The sequence below is a fragment of the Stappia sp. ICDLI1TA098 genome (assembly GCF_054880955.1).
Genome location: NZ_JBTZBT010000001.1, coordinates 1065888 through 1084207, shown reverse-complemented (window position 1 = coordinate 1084207; position 18320 = coordinate 1065888). Strand labels below are relative to the sequence as shown.

Genomic DNA, 18320 nt, shown 5'->3' with positions numbered 1-18320 from the left:
CTTGAGAACGGACAGAGCCCATGACACAGCCCCCGTCTCGAGACGGACGCAGCGGCGTGGAGGTCACCGCGATGACCGATACCGCAGGCACGCGGAGGAACACCGGAGACATCGAGACGCAGCGGGTCGCGCTGGTCCTTCTCGACCAGTTCTCGATGATTGCCTTTACGTCCACCATCGAGCCGATACGCATCGCCAATCGCGTGCTCGGGCGCGACTTCTATGACTGGAAGACCTATTCGCTCGACGGCGCGCCCGTAACGGCAAGCAACGGCTGCAAGCTTTCCGTCGACGGTTCCGTCAGCGAATTGCAGGACGCCGACATCACGCTCATCTGCGCCGGCGTTGATGTCGAGCGGGTCAGCCTGCCGCGCGATCTCGGCGTGACGCTGCGCCGCCTCAACGCCAGGGGCCGCACCTACGGAGCGATTTGCACCGGTTCCTATGTTCTCGCCCGCTACCATCTGCTCGAGGGGCGCCGCTGCACCATCCATTGGGAGAATATCCGCTCCTTCCGGGAGGAATTCCCGGACATCGACATTTCGGCGGATCTCTTCGCCATCGACCGGAACTGCATCACCTGCGCCGGCGGCATGGCCGCTCTCGACATGATGCTCAGGGTCATCGCAATCCAGCACGGCGCCTATCTCGCGCACGAGGTGGCGGAGGTCGCGCTCTACCAGAACATGCGCTCCGGCGAGAGCGCGCAGCGCCACGACCTGGAAAGCCGCACCGGCATCTCCAACGTCAAGATCCTCGACGCGATCCGCATCATGGACCTGCACATCGAGGACCCTCTGTCCTGCCAGCAGCTCGCCATGACGGTGAACCTGAGCCCGCGCCAGCTCGAGCGCCTGTTCCGCCGCCATTTTGACTGCACACCCGGCCAGTATTACCTGAAACTGCGCCTCGAGACGGCACGGGACCTGCTCCGCCGGACCAATCGCGCCGTGCTTGACGTGGCCATCGCCTGCGGCTTCGCGTCGACCTCGCATTTCACCAAGTGCTACCGTGAACGCTACGGCTGCACCCCGACCGAGGAGCGCCAGTCGTACTTCTGGGCTCAGGGACCGCGAAAGGCCGCGGCACGGCAGGTGGTCGCCGTCTGAGACGCACCCCGGCCGCACCTGAGACTACTTTGCCTGGGGAAAGAGGACGCCGGCCGCCGGCGCGAAAACGGCTGCCCACCGCATGAATTTTCGCGCGCGCTCCGGCGCAACTCCCTTTTCCATTTCCTGTTTTCGACAGCCCTTGGGGCGATCTCCCCCTCCGCGCGACACAACATCCCACGGACGCTATGCAAAAACGCGTATGACACGCGCCCCGAGAAACAGTATCGACTGATCTTGAGTGTCAAAAGACGTTGGAAACCTTTCTGTAATATCAAATTCAGAAGACACAAAATATACGAATTCAAACCTGCGAGTGCATTGTATAGACGAGAAAAATCGTCGACTGGCCAGTGCGCCGCTGAGGACTGACGGCAAAATGGATTCGCTCTTATCGCGTTTGGAGGGCCTGCGTTTCACGCTGCAGGAAGCACTGATCGCGCTTCTTCCCTACATCGTGATCTTTTCGATCGCACAGATCGCGGGCGCGGCGGCGCGGATCGAGTCACTGGCCATTCCGCAAGACTGGCGCCTACTGATCGATACAACGGCGTGGCTACTGTCCTATGCGATGCCGCTGGTTCTTATCGTCTCCATTTCCTTTCACCTGGCCGCGCTGCTTCACATAGACCGCATTATCTCCTCCTGCTTGTGCCTTGCCATCTTCCTGAGCCAGATGAAGCTGCAAGACAGGGCATTGCTGATGCCCGACTTCGCCGCCGCCTTTGCCATCCTCACGCCGATCACCGCGCTCACCATCTTCGCCGGCCTCCTGAGGCTGCCGTTGCCACGCCTGGAGCACGGGGCTCTCAGCTACAATCTGACCACCTCGATCAACCTGGCTCTTCCCGCTGTGGCGACCTTCCTGCTCACCCATGCGGCGATGCATCTCGTGCATCTTTGGGGGGGCACGATCTATCACGCGACCGTCGGCGCGTTCACCGACCTGAGCCACGCAGCGGGCGTCACCCTTTATTCTCTCGCCAGCCAGTTTCTCTGGTTCTTCGGGCTCCACGGCGAGAACATGCTGCGGGTCGCCGTCGACAAGTCCTATCTCGCAAGCGAGATCGTGCCAGGCCTCAGGCACGACACCTTCTTCGACCAGTTTGGCCAGATCGGCGGCTGCGGCATGACCATCTCGCTCGGGCTTGCGGTGCTGTTGTGCGCCCGCGACCGTCACATGCGCACCGTCGCGCTGCTCGGCCTTCCCTTCGCGGTGTTCAACGTCTCCGAGATCTTCATCTTCGGCCTGCCGCTTGTCCTCAACCTGAACCTGTTGTTGCCGTTCCTTCTGGTGCCGTTGGCCTGCCTGACGGTCGGCTATGCGGTCGTCTCGCTCGGTCTGCTCACCTTCTCCGGCGCAACGGTGCCCTGGGCAACGCCGGTGCTCCTCAATATCTACCTGTCGAGCGGCAGCCTGGCCGGCGTCGCCGTGCAAGCCGGGCTGATCCTGTTCGGCGCGTTGCTCTACGCACCCTTCGTCCTGCGCTACAGCCGCAGCGCCCATGGCGCGCTGCTGAGCAAGGTTCTGCACGAGGAAGCGGACTTCAGCGAGACCATGCGCCGCCAGCACGGCCGCGCCATCCAGGACACGCACGCGCGCCTGCGTCTCAGCAGCCGTCGCACCCGCGAGGCCGTCGACCTTCTTCGCCGCAATGCGCTGCTGCTGTACTTCCAACCCAAGATCGACACGATGTCCGGCGCCTGCATCGGCTTCGAGGCGTTGCTGCGGGTGCGCCTGCGCGACGGAACGGTGATCGGCCCAAGTTTTCTCGAAACGCTGGAAAACGCCGGCTTCGCGCGGATGATCGACCGATGGGTCTGCCGGCGGGCACTGGAGCAACTGCCGCAGATGAGAGATGCGCTCGGCGACAACCTCACCATCTGCATCAATCTGCATCCCGAAACCATCAGCGACGCCTCCACCGTCGACTGGATCGCCCAGGCCTTCGCCGGCCTGCCGGTCGGTTTCGAGATCATCGAACGCGGCATGCGTCGCGACGGCGTCTTCGTCGACAACCTGAAGCGTCTGCGCGGTGCCGGCGCGAATCTGTCCATCGACGACTTCGGCGCCGGTTATTCAAACCTGGCGGAACTGGTCAACCTTCCCATCGACACCATCAAGTTCGACCGGACGCTCCTCGTCCGCGCCGAATGCGAAAAGGGGCGCGCGCTCTATACGACGCTCGCCGGCCTTTGCCGCGAACTCGGATTCCAGGTCGTCGCCGAGGGCGTCGAGACAGAGACCCAGTACCGCCTGGTGCGCAGCTGCGGCATCGATGTGGTCCAGGGCTGGTACTTCGCCAAGGCGTTGCCGATGCAGGAGGCGCTGGCCTATGCCCTCGCCCACCGCGCACCATCCGCCGCCGTCGCCAGGCCGGATCCCGCGCCCGCAGCCATGCCCCTTGCCCTGCCGAGCATGATCTAGGCGGACGTAGCCTCATGCGCACATGGCGACGCCGGCGCAAGGCGCCGGCGTCGCTGCATCGTCGTTTCAACCTGAGCCCGTGTTCAGTGCAGGATCTGGCTCAGGAAAAGCTGGGTCCGCTCGTGCTGCGGGTTGGTGAAGAAGCTCTCCGGCTCGTTCTCCTCGACGATCTGCCCCGCGTCCATGAAGATCACCCGGTTGGCAACCTGACGGGCGAAGCCCATCTCGTGGGTGACGCAGAGCATGGTCATGCCCTCTTCCGCGAGCCCGACCATCACGTCGAGCACTTCCTTGATCATCTCCGGATCGAGCGCCGAAGTCGGCTCGTCGAACAGCATGATCTTCGGCGACATGCACAGCGAGCGGGCAATCGCCACACGCTGCTGCTGGCCGCCGGAGAGCTGGCCCGGGTACTTGTTGGCCTGCTCCGGGATCTTCACCCGCTCCAGATAGTGCATGGCGACTTCCTCGGCCTTGGCCTTGGGCATCTTGCGCACCCAGATCGGCGCCAGCGTGCAATTCTCCAGGATCGTCAGATGCGGGAACAGGTTGAAGTGCTGGAAGCACATGCCGACCTCGCGGCGAATCTCGTCGATCCGCTTGAGATCGTCGGTGAGTTCGATGCCGTCCACGGCGATCGACCCCTTCTGGTGCTCCTCCAGGCGGTTGATGCAGCGGATCATCGTCGACTTGCCGGACCCAGAGGGTCCGCAGATGACGATGCGCTCGCCGCGCATCACCTTGAGGTTGATGTCACGCAGCACGTGGAAGTCCCCGTACCACTTGTTCATGTTGGTAATCTCGATGGCCACGTCGGTCTCGGACACGGTCATCTTCGGGCGGGTGATCTCCGCGGTATCCATATCGACTGCGTTTCCGGTCATTGCGATTGCTCCAGGCGTCGTTTTTCCATATCGGCGGTGCGGGCGCGGATCAGCGCTTGTGCCCGGTGTGCAGTCGGCGCTCCATGTAGATGGAATAGCGCGACATGCCGAAACAGAAGATCCAGTAGATGAAGGCGGCGAAGATGAAGCCCGTCGCCGGTGTGTTGGGCGAGGCCCAGCGGGCGTCGGAGAAGTTCTGCTGAACGATACCGAGCAGGTCGAACAGGCCGATGATCAGCACCAGGCTCGTGTCCTTGAACAGGCCGATGAAGGTGTTGACGATGCCCGGAATGACGAGCTTCAGCGCCTGCGGCATGATGACGAGCCATATGCCCTGCCAGAACGACAGGCCCATGGCATCGGCCGCCTCGTACTGGCCCTTCGGGATCGCCTGGAGACCGCCGCGCACCACCTCCGCCATATAGGCCGAGGCGAACAGCGCGACGCCGATCAGCGCCCTGAGAAGCTTGTCGAAGTTGACGCCGTCGGGAAGGAACAGCGGCAGCATCACCGATGACATGAACAGCACGGTGATCAGCGGCACGCCGCGCCAGAACTCGATGAAGATCACCGAGATCAGCTTCACGGCCGGCAGCTTGGAGCGCCGCCCGAGGGCGAGCAGGATGCCGAGCGGAAACGAGGCGACGATGCCGACGATGGCGACGACCAGCGTCAACAGCAGGCCGCCCCAGCGCTGCGTCTCCACCGGTTCCAGGCCGAAGTCGACGGCGATCACGAAGAACACCAGAGCCAGCGCGGCAAGCGCCATGCCCGTGCCCTTCAGCGGTCCGGCCAAATCGAGTCTGGCATTGCGGCAGACCCCCGCGACGATGACGAGAAGAACCGCCGAGAACACCAGATAGCCGACCCAGAACTCGGTCGAGAAATCGACATTGCCGCCCGTCAGCAGGATGAAGCCGGCGATCGGGAAGACGACGAGCAGATAGGCAACCGTCTCCCGCTTGAACGGAATGCTCGGGATCGCCGCGGGAACCAGGCCGGCAATCAGAAGCAGGCCGGTAAGATCGACCCGCCAGCGCTCCTCGAACGGATAGCGGCCGTACATGAACTGGCCGAACTTGGCATCGACGAAGGCCCAGCAGGCCCCGGCCCCCGGTACGATGCAAGCCTCGCGGTCATCGCCGACATAGACCGCGTCGATGAAGAGCCAGTTGATCATCGGCGGCAGGATCAGCGCCAGCATGGCGAGCCCCACGATCGTCAGGATCGAGTTGCCGATGCTGTCGAAGAGATTGTCGCGAATCCAGCCGATGAGGCCGGTTTTGGTCACCGGAGGCGTCAGCCGGGGTGCCTCGTCGCTGCGCAGATACGCGATGGATGGCTTGGTCATGATCCTACCTCTCCACCAGCGCCATGCGCCCGTTGTACCAGTTCATGAAGCCCGAGGTCGCCAACGACAGGGTGAGGTAGACGAGCATGGTGATGCTGATCACCTCGACGGCCTGGCCGGTCTGGTTGAGCACGGTGCCCGAGAACACCGCGACGAGATCCGGATAGCCGATGGCCACCGCGAGCGAGGAGTTCTTGGTCAGGTTGAGGTACTGGCTGGTCAGCGGCGGGATGATCACCCGCATCGCCTGCGGAACGACGACGAGCTGAAGCGTGCGCCGCGGCCGCAGTCCCAGAGAGAAGGCCGCCTCCGTCTGGCCGTGCGAAACGGCGAGAATGCCCGCGCGCACGATCTCGGCGATGAAGGACGCCGTGTAGAGCGACAGACCGAGGAGCAGGGCCAGAAACTCCGGATTGATCACCCGCCCGCCTGCGAAATTGAAGCCCCTGAGCTCGGCGAAGGAGAGCCCGATGGGCAGCCCGGCCGCGAAGAAGACGACGAGAGGAAGTCCGATGATCAGGCCAAGGCCCGACAACAGGGTCGGGAATTGCTGGCCGGTCGCCATCTGCCGCTTGCGCGCCCACCGGGAGATGGCGACGGTCGCCGCCAGGCCGAGCAGGAAGGCGAAGAGAACGGCATTGCTGCCCGGCTGGGCAACCACCTGCGGCAGGATCAGTCCGCGATTGTTAAGGAAGACGCCCGGCAACGGCTCGAGCGACTGCCGTGGAGAGGGCAGCACCGAGAGCACCGCCTTGTACCAGAACAGAAGCTGCAGAAGCAGCGGGATGTTGCGCAGCGTCTCGACATAGATGGTGGCGATCTGCCGGATGACGAAATTCTTGGAAAGACGCGCGACGCCGACGATGAAGCCGATGATCGTGGCAAGCACGATGCCGATGCTGGCGACGACGAGCGTGTTGATCAGGCCAACGAAGAACGCCCGAAGGTAGGTACTGTCGTTGGTATAGGGAATAAGCGTCTGCGAAATGTCGAAACCGGCCCGCTCATTGAAGAAGCCCAGACCGGACGCAATGTTCGCGCGTTCGAGATTTACTCTGGCATTGTGCACAAAGAACGCGAGAATCGTGATCAGCGCGACGATGACAAGTATCTGGAAGATCCACCCGCGCACGCGCGGATTGTAGAACCAGGATGCACTTGTCCCGTCGCCTGCACGCTCGCCCTTGGCGGAGCTAACAGGAGTCATGTCCGACTTTATCCCCTCGCCCGGGCCGCCGGAACTTCAAACGACCCGATGATCTGCCCTTGGCCAGGCTTGATATGACCCGATTGTTCGGGTTCTTTTGCCTGTTTTGATTGCCTGTTTTTTGAAGGAAACACGGCCCGGCACCATGGCGCCGGGCCGCGAATTCACGCCTTAGCGGATCGGCGGCGCGTACTGCAGGCCGCCCTTGGTCCACAGCGCGTTGATGCCGCGGGCGATGCCGAGCGGCGTGTCCGGGCCGACGTTGCGGTCGAACACTTCGCCGTAGTTGCCAACGTGCTTGATCACCTTGGCGGCCCAGTCATTGCTGAGACCGATGGCCTCGCCGAACTGGCCCTCGACGCCGAGAAGACGACGGATGTTCGGGTTCTCGGAGGTCATCATCTCGTCCACATTGGCCGAGGTCACGCCGAGCTCTTCGGCGTTCAGCATGGCGTAGCTCACCCACTTCACCAAGTTGAACCACTGGTCATCGCCCTGGCGAACGACCGGGCCAAGCGGCTCCTTGGAGATGATCTCCGGAAGCACCATGTGGTCGCCCGGATTGGTGAGCTGCAGGCGGATCGAGTAAAGGCCCGAAGCATCGGTCGTGTAGACGTCGCAACGGTTGGCGTCATAGGCGGCGTTCACTTCCTGAAGCTGCTCGAACACGACCGGCTTGTAGTCCATGCCGTTCGCCTTGAAGTAGTCCGTCAGGTTCAGCTCGGTCGTGGTGCCGGTCTGCACGCAGACCGAGGCGCCGGACAGCTCGAGTGCCGAAGTCACGCCGAGCGACTTGCGCACCATGAAGCCCTGGCCGTCGTAGTAGTTCACGCCGGTGAAGTTGAGGCCGAGCGTCGTGTCGCGGCTCATCGTCCAGGTGGTGTTGCGGATCAGCACGTCGACTTCGCCGGTCTGGAGAGCGGTGAAGCGCTCCTTGGCGGTCAGCGGCGTGAACTTCACCGCATCCGCGTCGTCGAAGATCGCAGCCGCGATCGCGCGGCAACCGTCCACATCAAGACCGGTCCAGTTGCCGGCGTCATCCGGCGCGGCAAAGCCCGCCAGTCCGGTGTTCGTGCCGCATTGCAGGAACCCCTTCGTCTTGACGTCATCAAGCGTCGCCGCCGAAGCAGCCGCGGCCGAAAGGCCAAGCGCCGCGCCAAGCACGATCGGAAGGATTTTTGTCGTCATGGATATGCAGCCTTCTGTTCTGCCCTGTATGTTCTGGGTGTTATCGAGATCACGCCGTCAGGGAGGAGAATGCTGCCACGTTGTAGAAAAAAAACACCGAAAACTCCCCCCGACGAACCTGGTCGCTTGTTGTTTGACCTAGACCCGTCATCGTCATCTCATGACTGCATTCGATGGCATTTAGGGCTAGGGGTCAAGGGGCCGACGCAAAGTAAGGCGCGATTTGTGAGTAACTTTTCACATCGCGAAAACTCAATCACCCACGCCGAAAGGGACTGAATGTCTGCGTCACGACCAACCACGAACACGGGTCTGGCGACCCGTCTTGCCCACACGGGACGTTATCCTGCCGATTTCCACGGCTTTGTGAATCCGCCCGTTGTCCACGCGTCAACCGTGCTTTTTCCCGACACTGCAACGATGCTGTCCGGCAACCAGACCTTCCACTACGCGCGTCGCGGAAACCCGACGACGAACGCACTCGAGGAGGCCATGGCGGAGATCGAGGGCGCGGCCGGTGCCAAGCTCGCCAACTCCGGGCTCAACGCGATCTCGCTGGCGCTGCTCTCCTGCCTTTCCTCCGGCGATCACCTTCTGGTGACCGACAGCGCCTATGGGCCGACCCGGCATGTGGCGGAGACCGTGCTGCGCCGCATGGGAATCGAAGTCGACTATTACGATCCGACCATCGGCGCCGGCGTTGCCGCGCTGTTCAAGCCGAACACCCGCGCCGTGATGACCGAAGCCCCGGGCTCGCTCACCTTCGAAATGCAGGACATTCCCGCGATCGCCGAGGCCGCTCATGCCGCCGGCGCGACGGTCCTCATGGACAACACCTGGGCAACGCCTGTGTATTTCCGCCCGCTCGACCACGGCGTCGACCTGTCGATCCAGGCGGGCACGAAATATATCGTCGGCCATTCCGACGCGATGCTGGGCACCGTTGCGGCAAGCGAGCGGGCCTTCGAGGCGCTCGACGCCACCGCCGGCGCGCTCGGCATCCATGTCGCTCCCGATGACGTCTACCTCGGCCTGCGCGGTCTGCGCACCATGAAGGTTCGCCTCGACCGGCACATGGCAAGCGGCATCGAGATCGCGCGCTGGCTGGAGACCCGCCCCGAGGTCGCCCGCGTGCGCCATCCAGCTCTCGAGCAGGATCCAGGCCATGCCATCTGGAAACGCGACTTCACCGGCGCGTCGGGCCTCTTCGCCTTCGACTTCACCGACGACATCACGCCGGAACGCTCCTACGCCTTCCTCGACGCGCTGAAGCTCTTCGGTCTCGGCTACTCCTGGGGCGGCTTCGAGAGCCTTGCCATCCCGGTCAGGCTCAAGGGCGCGCGCACGGCGACGCCGATGCCGCAGGGCGGCCCCAGCATCCGCCTGCACATCGGGCTGGAGGACACCGACGACATCCGCGCCGACCTGGAAGCGGGGTTCGCCGCGCTCCGCGGCTGACCGCCCGCCTGCCGAAAACCGGCGGCACGGCCCTCAGTCCCTGGGGCCGTGCCGCTTCTCGCGGAAAATCAGCCAGATATTGCGGAAGTAGATGAACAGGCCGAGCCCCTGGCCGGCAATGAACACCGGATCGCCCGCCTGGATCGCGTAGATCAGCAACAGGCTGCCGCCGCTGATCGAGAAAAACCAGAACGCCACCGGCACGATGGAGCGCCCCGCCCTCTCGGAGGCGACCCACTGCACGACAAAGCGCATCATGAACATCGCCTGCGCCACGAAGCCGAGCAGAACCCAGGCATCGAACCGCTGGACGAAGACGAGGTGGAGCCAGGAAAGAAGCTGGTCGATCACGCGCGGTTACTCCTTCAGCGCCGGGGGCACTGCCCCCCTTTCGCCCGTTGCCATCCCCCCGGATATCCCCTCCCCGAAGCCGGCGACCGCAGAAACCTCAGGCACGCGCTTGCGCCGGCGCCGCAGCCACCACACGCCGAAGAGATCCAGCGCCCCGACGAACGCACGGTCGAGGATGCCGTATTTCGACGTTCCGTGCCGGCGCTGCCGGTCGACGATGTCGACATGCGTCACGCCATGCCCCTCGCGCAGCACCAGCGCCGGCAGGAACCGGTGCCAACTGTCGAAATAGGGGAGCTGGAGAAACACCTCCCGGCGGATCGCCTTGAGCCCGCAGCCGGAATCCCGCGTCTGGTCCTTGAGCAGCGCGCCGCGCAGGCGGTTCGCGAGTTTCGAGGCGATGCGCTTGGCCCGGCTCGCCTTGCGCCCGACGCGCTGTCCGGCGGCCAGCGCCACACCCTCGCCGGCGCTCTCGAGGGCGGCGACCAGCGCCGGAATATAGGCCGGATCGTTCTCGCCATCGCCGTCGATGGTGACGAGAATATCGCCGCGCGCCGCGTGCAGACCGGTGCGCACCGACGCGCTCTGTCCGCAGGCGACCGCATGGCGCATCGCCCGCAGCCAGGGCGTGCGGCTCGCCAGATCCGCCAGCATCTCCGAGGTGCCGTCACTCGAGCCGTCGTCGATGACAATCACCTCGAAGCTGCGGCCGGAAAGAGCCGCGGCGATCTCCGACAGCAACTCCGGCAGGTTCTCGCGCTCGTCCTTCGCCGGCACGACGACGGAAATCCCGGGAACGGCCTCGATGCCGGATGCCGACCCATCGCTCGTCATTCTGACGTCTCCTTGCCAAGGGGCCGTGCCCCTGTCGCGGCGCGCCACAGCGCCTTGATGCCGGCCTTCGCGCTCACCCGCCCCATCAGCGGATAGATCCGGCCATCGGGATCGAAACCGAAGCCCATCCGCCGCTGCGCCATGAAGCGCGCCACGGCGACGGCGACACTCGCGCCGAGCAGCGTGCCGGCGATGACGTCGCTGGGGTAATGCGCGCCGACCATGATGCGGCTGAAGGCGATCCAGAATGCCGAGACGACAATGAGCCAGCGGTAGCTCGGAACCAGGATCGCAAGCGTGGTCGCCAGCGCCGCGATGGTGGTCGAATGACCGGAAGGAAAGCTCGTGAACGCACCCTTGAACGACAGGAAGTCGAAATGCATCGGTCCAAGCTCCTCGTAGAGCTTGGGACGTGCCCGGCCGAGCGCGTTCTTCAGCACCAGCGCGATAACACCGCTCAATGCCACCGAGGCGAAGATGAAGGCGCAATAGGTCCACAAAGCCGACAGCGTCATGCGCACACGCCAAGAAAGGCGTTCCCAGTCAAGGGCCAGCGTCAACAGGCAGTAGAGGCCCGTCGACCAGAGGATCCAGTGCCCCTTGCCGAGATCCGTGATCACGGCGAATGCCTGGCGGTATTCCCCCGGCAGTGAGCGCAGCCAGGGATAGGTCGGAATGTCGAGCGCGATGACGGCAATACCAACCGTGAAGAGCAGCACGGCAAGCAGATCCTGCGGACTGTGGCCGGGCGGCAGCGGCGGCCGGTCGTGCGCGACCCGCTCGTTGCGGTGCCGCCAGATCCCGCGGATGCGACCGGCGTTGTCCTTCGCCCGGGCAAGCCAACGCCGCCAGCGCGCCTTGAGACCGCGCTCCCGCGCGCCAGCGCCCTTGTTGCTTCCCGTCATGTCGCTCATCGCGTCAGGTCCGTTGCGCGGTAGAGACCGAAGTCGAGTTCGTCCCCGCCGTTGATGTTGAAGCCGCTCACCCGCAGCGCGCTCGGCGCCTGGGCCTCTCCGTCTCCGCCGAGCGCGGCCAGGAAGGTCGCTTCCTTGCGCCCCTCCACCACGGCGACGCGGCAGGCTCCGGCTGGCGCCTCACGCAGGAAGGCGGCCGCTTCCGCGGCGCTCGAGGGGCGGGTGTCGGTGCCTTGCAGGAAGATGTAACTCGGCTCGTTGAAGCCGACATTCGCAACCTCGGGCGCCGCGCAACCGGCACTGGCGCGCACCGCATCGGCAAGACGCGGGCTGATCCAGATCGGAGAAAGCGCCGGCATCGTGAAGGCCCAGGTGGCGACGACTAGGAGCAGGCCCGCCAGCAGCGTCGGCGGCAGCGAGCGGAACGCTTCGCCGCGCGCCATCAGCCGCGTCGCGGCAAGGGCCGGCACCAGCGCGAGCGCGGCGATCACCGCCCCCGGCGGGGACGGCCATACGCCGAAGACCGCCGGCGCGACGAAGTTCGCCGCCGCAACGCCGATGGCCGGGATAACCAGTAGAGCCGCGGCCGCATAGCGCCAGCCGCGCCCCGGCACCGGCCCTTCGGCGGCAAGCAGGATCGCCGCCAGCAGCACAACCGCCGGCAGCAGCGGCATGGTGTAGTGCGGCAGCTTCGTCGCCGTCAGCTCGAACACCGCCCAGCTTGGCAGGATCCAGCACAGCGCGAACACGACGGCCGGCATCCGCAGCGACCGACGCACGCGCGGCAACGCCAGCAGCGCGAAGGCCGGCAGCGGCCAGAAGGTGGCAAGGGCGGCGGCAAGATGGGTCAGCGGCGGCGCGCCATGGCTTTCCTGTCCGGTGGCGACCTTGCCGAGCAGGTCCTTGCCGACGGCCTCGGCGAAGAAGGCACCATCGGTCTGAATGTAGATCGCCACGAACCAGGGGGCCACGAGCAGTACGAAAGCAGGAAGACCGAAGAGCGGACGCAGACGCGACAGCCAGCGCAGCTCGCGATGCCACAGGCACAGGGCGACAAGCGTCAGGCCAACCACCATCGGCCCGACCGGTCCCTTGATCAGGACGGATACGGCAAGCGCGATCCAGAAGAGCGCCGGAAGCCCCCAGCGCCGGAGACGGGACAACGCCTCGGCGCTGCGCGAAAGCCAGATCCGCGCGAGCGCGCCCTGAGCGGCGAGGATCGTCGCCAGCAGCGCCGCGTCGGTCTTTGCAAGCCGCGCCTCGACGCCGACGATCAGGGCCGCGGCGACCAGAGCGCCGGCGACCAGCGCCGGTCGCGGCCCAGCAAAGGCGCGCGTGCACCAATAGGTCAGAAGGACGGCAAGCAACGCGCCGATCTGCGAGGGCAGCCGGTAGACCCAGATCGGCGTATCAGCCCCAAGTCCACTCGCCTCGACCGCCAGCGCCTGCAGCCAGTAGATGCCCACCGGCTTCTTGTGGCGCGCCTCCTGCTGGAAGCGAATGTCGACATAGTCACCCGTTTCCACCATCTGCTTGGTGGCCTGGGTGAAACGCGGTTCGTCGCGGTCGAGCGGCGGAACCTGGGTTACCCCGGGTGCAAAAAAGAGAACCGAGAGAACGATCAGAAGTGCGGGCGCGACAAACCGGCGACCGAGCAGGCGTAGCCACAGCCCGTCCTGCGTCGTCCCGGCCTGCCGGGTTGCGGATTGCTGAGTGGACGTCTCGCTCATCGTCGCCATGCCTGTTCTACGGGCGCCATGCCGGCACCCCGTGCGGTGCACACGCTCGCGCCCCGCGCTTCCTACATGAGCGCGGGCAAAAGGGAAACCACAGGATCGCCGCAGGCTTTCGAACACCGTGAACGTGGCGCGCACGCCACGCTGTCACCGGCCCGCGAAACGGCAAGCCGGCTCACGAAACCCCGCGACTGCTGGCCCGCGCGCCATCCGACACGGGTCCCTTGGCCCTTCACCATGACAATTTTATCGGTTAGCAATCAATGCGTTCCCCGCGAAACTGCGGGAATGGAGCCAGTCACCCGACGGGTGAGAGAAAAACCGGGCCAGGAGACATCCGTCATGACCCTGATCGCACAAATCACCGACCTGCACCTGCGTCCGCGCGGCCTGGCCTGCTACCGGGTCAGCGAGACCAACATGCTGGCCGGCCGCGCCATCGCCACGCTCAACGCCCTCGACCCGCAACCCGATGCGGTGGTCATCACCGGCGACCTCGCCGACAAGCCGGACCCTCACGAGTATGAAGGCGTCCAAAGGCTCGTCAATCGCTTGAAGGTTCCTGTCTATGTGATTCCGGGGAATCACGATTCCACCCGGATGATGCGCGAGATACTGACCGGCGTCGGACCGATCAACCAGGGCGCGGGCGACAAGATCCACTACGCCGTCGAGATCGGTGGCCTGCGCCTCGTCGCCCTCGACACCTCCGTTGGCGGCCCCCCGCACGGCACCCTCGGCGACGCGCAGCTCGACTGGCTCGACGCGACACTCTCGGCAAACAACATGCCGACGCTGATCGCCATGCACCACCCGCCGGCGGTGACCGGTCTGAAGCACATGGACGGCATCGGACTGACGGATTCGGCCGCCTTCACGGAGATCGTCGCCCGCCACCCCCATGTCGAGCGCATCATGTGCGGCCATGTGCACCGCACAATCATCACCTCCGTCGGCGGCCGGGTGATGACGCTTGCCCCCAGCACCGGCCATCAGGTCAATCTCGACCTTTCCGACCGGGACGACGGGCAGTTCATCATGGAGCCGCCCGCCTTCTTCCTGCACCAGCAGATGGAGACCGGCGTCGTCAGTCACCTGGCCTATGTCGAAGCCTACCCAGGGCCCTTCCCCTTCTACGCCGACGAAAACGTCAGCTGGTAGCCAAGCCTGCCGCCGGCCCCTGCAGATGACGCAAGGGCCGGCGCGCCGTTTCAATAAGAACGCCTGATAAAGTGCATCGATAGTAATACGAAGGTCGCCAATCCTTCGTCAATTTTGCAATGCAGCAAAATAGAGACTTCCTCGCGGCATACACTCTTCAAACATGCGCTGACGGTAATATCCCTTCGATTTCGAATATTGTTTTCATCAAAGCTGTCACCTCGATTTTTTTTGTGTCACACTTCGATTGCTGACCGTGAAATGCAGCGTTCCAGTTGTGGAGAGTCGCGCTGCCTGCTGGTTTTTCGAAAGAGAGACGCCGTGAATGTCAGACGCAAAACCAATTCGCGAGAGGTCGGACTTTCCAGCGCCCATGGACGGGATGACGATGCCAGGTCGCTGATCCTCCTCGAAAGCGCGCTCCCCTTCGCCGTCCTCGGCCTCGCCCGCCGCGAGGGCACCATCGTTATCGACTACGTCAGCGAAAGCTGTCGTCACGTCTGGCACAAAAGCCGAGAGGAAATCGGCTCGAGCTTCGAGCGCCTCCTCGAGAGCTTCCATCCCGACGATGTTGACGAAGTGCGCGTGGCTCTGTCCAAGGGCGAGCTGAGCGACGCGGAATGGAGCATCACCGTCCGCGTCCTCGATCCTGACGGCACCGCACGCTGGACACTCGTGCGCGGCATTCCGTTCGATGGCGTCACCGTGGGCCGCTGGAGCATTCTGGTCACCGACGTCAGCGCCCAGCTTCGCGCCGTCGCCGATCTTCAGACAAGCGAAAGCCGGCTGCGCGCCCTGGCTGAGAGCATCCCCGGCGTCGCGTTCCACTCGCTGACGGACTCCAGCGGCAGCCAGACGATGTCCTTCCTGAGCGCGGCCTGCGAGGAAATATGGGAGCTCGACTCCGGTCGCATACGCGAACATCCCGAAATCCTGTGGGAGATGGTCGTGGCAGAGGACACCCCTCCCCTTCGCGCCTCTCTCGATGCCTCCGCGGAAACGCAGTCGGCCTGGTTTCACCGCTGGCGGATCCTCACCCCGTCCGGCCGGATGAAATGGCTGGAAGGGCGCGCCCAGCCGGAGCGGACCGCAGATGGCGGGGTATCCTGGAACGGCCTCATTCTCGACGTGACCGATCAGTTGCGCCAGGAAGAGGAGATCCGGCATCTGGCCGAGTATGACGACCTCACCGGGCTTGCGAATCGCACACTTCTGCGCCAGCGGCTCACCGAGACTCTCGCGGCCAGCCAGAAGGACGGAGCTTTCGGAGCCTTGCTGCTGCTGGACCTTGCCGGCTTCCGCGACATCAACGACCGTCTCGGCTACGACGCCGGTGACGCCTTCCTGAGGATCACCGCGGAACGGCTGCGCGGCTTTGCCAAGACGGAGGAGCTCGTCGCGCGCCTTGGCGGCAATGAGTTCGGCCTGGTGATGACCGACATCGCCAACGCGGAAGAACTGCAGGTGGAGATCAACCGTATCGCCGCCGGCCTGTCCCACCCAACCGTGATCGAGGAGCGGGTCGTTTCGACCGGCGTCGCGATTGGCGCCGCGCTGATGCCTCGTGACGGACCGACGACGGATGCCCTGATGCGCCACGCCAACATCGCGCTTCACGAAGCCAAGGCGACCGGGCGCCCGTCCTTCATGCTCTACACGCCTGAAATGAGCATCGTTCGCGAGCGCCGGCGAAAACTGGCCGACTCACTGCGTGCAGACATCGACCGCCATGCCGTCGACATTGCCTTCCAGCCCATCGTCGACACCCATACCGGCGCCCACCGCGGCTTCGAGGCTCTGGCGCGCTGGACGCTCAACGGCAGCGCGGTCGCCCCGTCCGAGTTCATTCCGCTGGCTGAGGAAGCCGGTCTCGCCGTTGAACTTGGCCAATTGCTGATGATCCAGTCGCTCAGGCGCGCGGCCCGCCTGCGCAGCAGCGCCGGCGATCCGGGGCCGATCTCGGTCAATGTGTCGGCAAGTCAGCTGCGCGACGACGGATTCGTCGCGACGGTGGAAACGCTGATCCGCGAGTTCGACCATCCGCCCGAGGCGCTGGAGATCGAAGTGACGGAAACGGTGATCCTTGGCCCCTGGGCAGACATGATCGCCGCCACCTTGCGCAAGTTGCGCGGCCTTGGCATCCGCATCGCCCTTGATGACTTTGGCACCGGATACGCCTCACTCGCCCATCTGAAGAAGTTCCGGGTCGACCGGCTGAAGATCGACCGGTCGTTCATCAGCGAGATCGAGACCCAGCCGGACGACGAGGTGATCGTCAAGGCGATCATCGGCCTGGCGGATGCGCTCGGCATGGACGTGGTCGCTGAAGGCGTGGAGACCGACGACCAGCGAGACTTCCTGCGTCGATATGGCTGCCCCTGCTCTCAGGGTTACCTCTTCGGCCGCCCGACCTGCGACGACGCGGAACTGACCGCCTATCTTTCGACCAGACAAGCGTCACACTGACGGCCGCCCGCCCGCCCGGACAAGACAAGACAAGACAAGACGCGAAAGCTGGAACTCCAGGCCTTCAACGCGCGCAACTGATGGAAAAGTTTGGCGACCCCGGCAGGACTCGAACCTGCGACCATCGGCTTAGAAGGCCGGTGCTCTATCCGGCTGAGCTACGGGGCCGTACTCGGGACGAGATTTCGCGGCACCCCGCCGGGCGTCCCCTCGTCCTGGAAATGCGCTTCAGTGCGTCCAGGGCATGAAGCGGTCGTAGCGGAAATTGTCCGAGTAGGCGATCTTCGGCACGCGACGCTCGTTGGCCGCCTCCACCCGGTAGGCAATGCCGTTGCGCTCGGCATAGGCAACGGCCTCCTCGCGGGTGGCGAAACGCAGGCGAATCTGCTGCTTCATGTCGCTTGAGGAGGTGTAGCCCATCAGCGGCTCGATCGAGCGCGGCTTCTCCGGAGCGTATTCCAGCACCCAGTTGTGGGTCTTGCCGCGCCCCGACTGCGTCGCCGTCTTCGCCGGGGAATAGATGCGTGCGACCATGACTGCGGCTCTCCTTGGCTCAGACCACGCACGAAGTGACACACACGCCGTGCGGCCGCTCGCGGGCGGCAGATACCGGTTTATTCCTTGGAATTGGCGGTGAAGTCAACTCGCCAATCGCCCGCATGCCCGGCAATCGCGCAAAGCTTCGCTGCGCGCGCCAGAATGCCGCGACATCGCCCGTCTGCGCATATCGCAAGGAAACCGGAAGACTGGAAGGAAATGGTCGGGGCAGCAAGATTCGAACTTGCGACCCTCTGCTCCCAAAGCAGATGCGCTACCAGGCTGCGCTATACCCCGACAATTGGATTTCTGCGGTCTATCCGGCATTGGCCCCGTCAGTCAAGCAGGAATGAGCCGGGAATTTGGGGGGCAACTCGGCATGCCGGAGCAAAGGAGCCCCGGAATAGTCCCGGAAGCCGGGCCGGAGAAATCGTGTTTTGTTCCACTCCTTCCACGGCTCTGTGCGCTCGGGTGGTTCTCGCGGCAGGCCACCCCGACGACAAGGATCTCTCTGGCCGTTCTCACGGCGCCGGAGCCTGCTTCAAACTGGATCAATTCAGCCGGGCAATGTCAGGCTAAGCCGTCTTGCTCTCTATCAAGGGCCACTGATCCGTTCCATGACCATCTGACAAGAAGCCCCCGGCGCCGTGGCGCCGGGGGCTTCGTTTTCGGAGTGCCGCCTCCCGGCTGGCCGGG

The 18320-nt window shown here is 64.5% G+C and carries 14 protein-coding genes and 2 tRNA genes; 5 read left to right on the top strand and 11 right to left on the bottom strand.

Going from position 1 to position 18320, the window contains the following annotated elements; all coding sequences use genetic code 11:
- Positions 1-71: 71 nt before the first annotated feature.
- The gene (locus tag ACSLUQ_RS04920) at positions 72-1109 is read left to right on the top strand and encodes a GlxA family transcriptional regulator (protein ID WP_461807844.1); all 1038 of its coding nucleotides are present in this window, start codon (positions 72-74) and stop codon (positions 1107-1109) included.
- 379 nt (positions 1110-1488) lie between these two features.
- Entirely contained in the window at positions 1489-3537 is a 2049-nt protein-coding gene (locus ACSLUQ_RS04915; protein WP_461807843.1) for an EAL domain-containing protein, read from the top strand.
- Positions 3538-3620: 83 nt separating this feature from the next.
- On the opposite strand, the gene ACSLUQ_RS04910 is transcribed toward ACSLUQ_RS04915, so the two are convergent.
- The 4 genes from ACSLUQ_RS04910 to ACSLUQ_RS04895 form a co-directional block, all read right to left on the bottom strand.
- The gene (locus ACSLUQ_RS04910) at positions 3621-4421 is read right to left on the bottom strand and encodes an amino acid ABC transporter ATP-binding protein (RefSeq protein ID WP_417774067.1); all 801 of its coding nucleotides are present in this window, start codon (positions 4419-4421) and stop codon (positions 3621-3623) included.
- A 49-nt stretch (positions 4422-4470) separates the two neighbouring features.
- Positions 4471-5772 carry an amino acid ABC transporter permease gene (locus ACSLUQ_RS04905; protein ID WP_417774066.1) on the bottom strand — a complete coding sequence of 434 codons (1302 nt, stop codon included), beginning with the start codon at positions 5770-5772 and terminating at the stop codon, positions 4471-4473.
- Between the two features lie 4 nt (positions 5773-5776).
- Positions 5777-6979, bottom strand: a complete 1203-nt coding sequence (locus tag ACSLUQ_RS04900; RefSeq protein ID WP_461807842.1) for an amino acid ABC transporter permease — start codon at positions 6977-6979, stop codon at positions 5777-5779.
- A 171-nt stretch (positions 6980-7150) separates the two neighbouring features.
- Complete coding sequence (locus ACSLUQ_RS04895; RefSeq protein WP_417774064.1) at positions 7151-8167, bottom strand: amino acid ABC transporter substrate-binding protein; 1017 nt, start codon at positions 8165-8167, stop codon at positions 7151-7153.
- Positions 8168-8446: 279 nt separating this feature from the next.
- Between ACSLUQ_RS04895 and metC the strand changes: the two genes are divergently transcribed.
- The gene (gene metC / locus ACSLUQ_RS04890) at positions 8447-9625 is read left to right on the top strand and encodes a cystathionine beta-lyase (RefSeq protein WP_417774063.1); all 1179 of its coding nucleotides are present in this window, start codon (positions 8447-8449) and stop codon (positions 9623-9625) included.
- Positions 9626-9658: 33 nt separating this feature from the next.
- On the opposite strand, the gene ACSLUQ_RS04885 is transcribed toward metC, so the two are convergent.
- The 4 genes from ACSLUQ_RS04885 to ACSLUQ_RS04870 are packed head-to-tail and all read right to left on the bottom strand — an operon-like array spanning position 9659 to position 13454.
- Entirely contained in the window at positions 9659-9973 is a 315-nt protein-coding gene (locus ACSLUQ_RS04885) for a lipid-A-disaccharide synthase N-terminal domain-containing protein (protein WP_417774117.1), read from the bottom strand.
- A 9-nt stretch (positions 9974-9982) separates the two neighbouring features.
- Positions 9983-10810 (bottom strand): glycosyltransferase family 2 protein, encoded by an 828-nt coding sequence (locus ACSLUQ_RS04880; protein WP_461807841.1) that lies wholly within the window; start codon positions 10808-10810, stop codon positions 9983-9985.
- Complete coding sequence (locus ACSLUQ_RS04875; protein WP_461807840.1) at positions 10807-11724, bottom strand: phosphatase PAP2 family protein; 918 nt, start codon at positions 11722-11724, stop codon at positions 10807-10809. Before ACSLUQ_RS04875 ends, ACSLUQ_RS04880 begins: the two co-directional genes overlap by 4 nt.
- Positions 11721-13454, bottom strand: coding sequence for an ArnT family glycosyltransferase (locus ACSLUQ_RS04870; RefSeq protein ID WP_461807839.1), 1734 nt, complete (start codon positions 13452-13454; stop codon positions 11721-11723). Before ACSLUQ_RS04870 ends, ACSLUQ_RS04875 begins: the two co-directional genes overlap by 4 nt.
- 348 nt (positions 13455-13802) lie before the next feature.
- On the opposite strand from ACSLUQ_RS04870, the gene ACSLUQ_RS04865 reads away from it, so the two are divergent.
- The gene (locus ACSLUQ_RS04865; RefSeq protein WP_461807838.1) at positions 13803-14621 is read left to right on the top strand and encodes a phosphodiesterase; all 819 of its coding nucleotides are present in this window, start codon (positions 13803-13805) and stop codon (positions 14619-14621) included.
- 321 nt (positions 14622-14942) lie between these two features.
- Positions 14943-17087, top strand: a complete 2145-nt coding sequence (locus ACSLUQ_RS04860) for a putative bifunctional diguanylate cyclase/phosphodiesterase (protein WP_461807837.1) — start codon at positions 14943-14945, stop codon at positions 17085-17087.
- A gap of 91 nt (positions 17088-17178) precedes the next feature.
- Here ACSLUQ_RS04860 and ACSLUQ_RS04855 read toward each other — a convergent pair.
- From ACSLUQ_RS04855 to ACSLUQ_RS04845, 3 genes are all read right to left on the bottom strand, one after another.
- Positions 17179-17255: transfer RNA gene (locus tag ACSLUQ_RS04855), tRNA-Arg, on the bottom strand.
- Between the two features lie 60 nt (positions 17256-17315).
- The gene (locus ACSLUQ_RS04850) at positions 17316-17621 is read right to left on the bottom strand and encodes an ETC complex I subunit (RefSeq protein ID WP_417281068.1); all 306 of its coding nucleotides are present in this window, start codon (positions 17619-17621) and stop codon (positions 17316-17318) included.
- A gap of 223 nt (positions 17622-17844) precedes the next feature.
- Positions 17845-17921: transfer RNA gene (locus tag ACSLUQ_RS04845), tRNA-Pro, on the bottom strand.
- Positions 17922-18320: the final 399 nt, after the last annotated feature.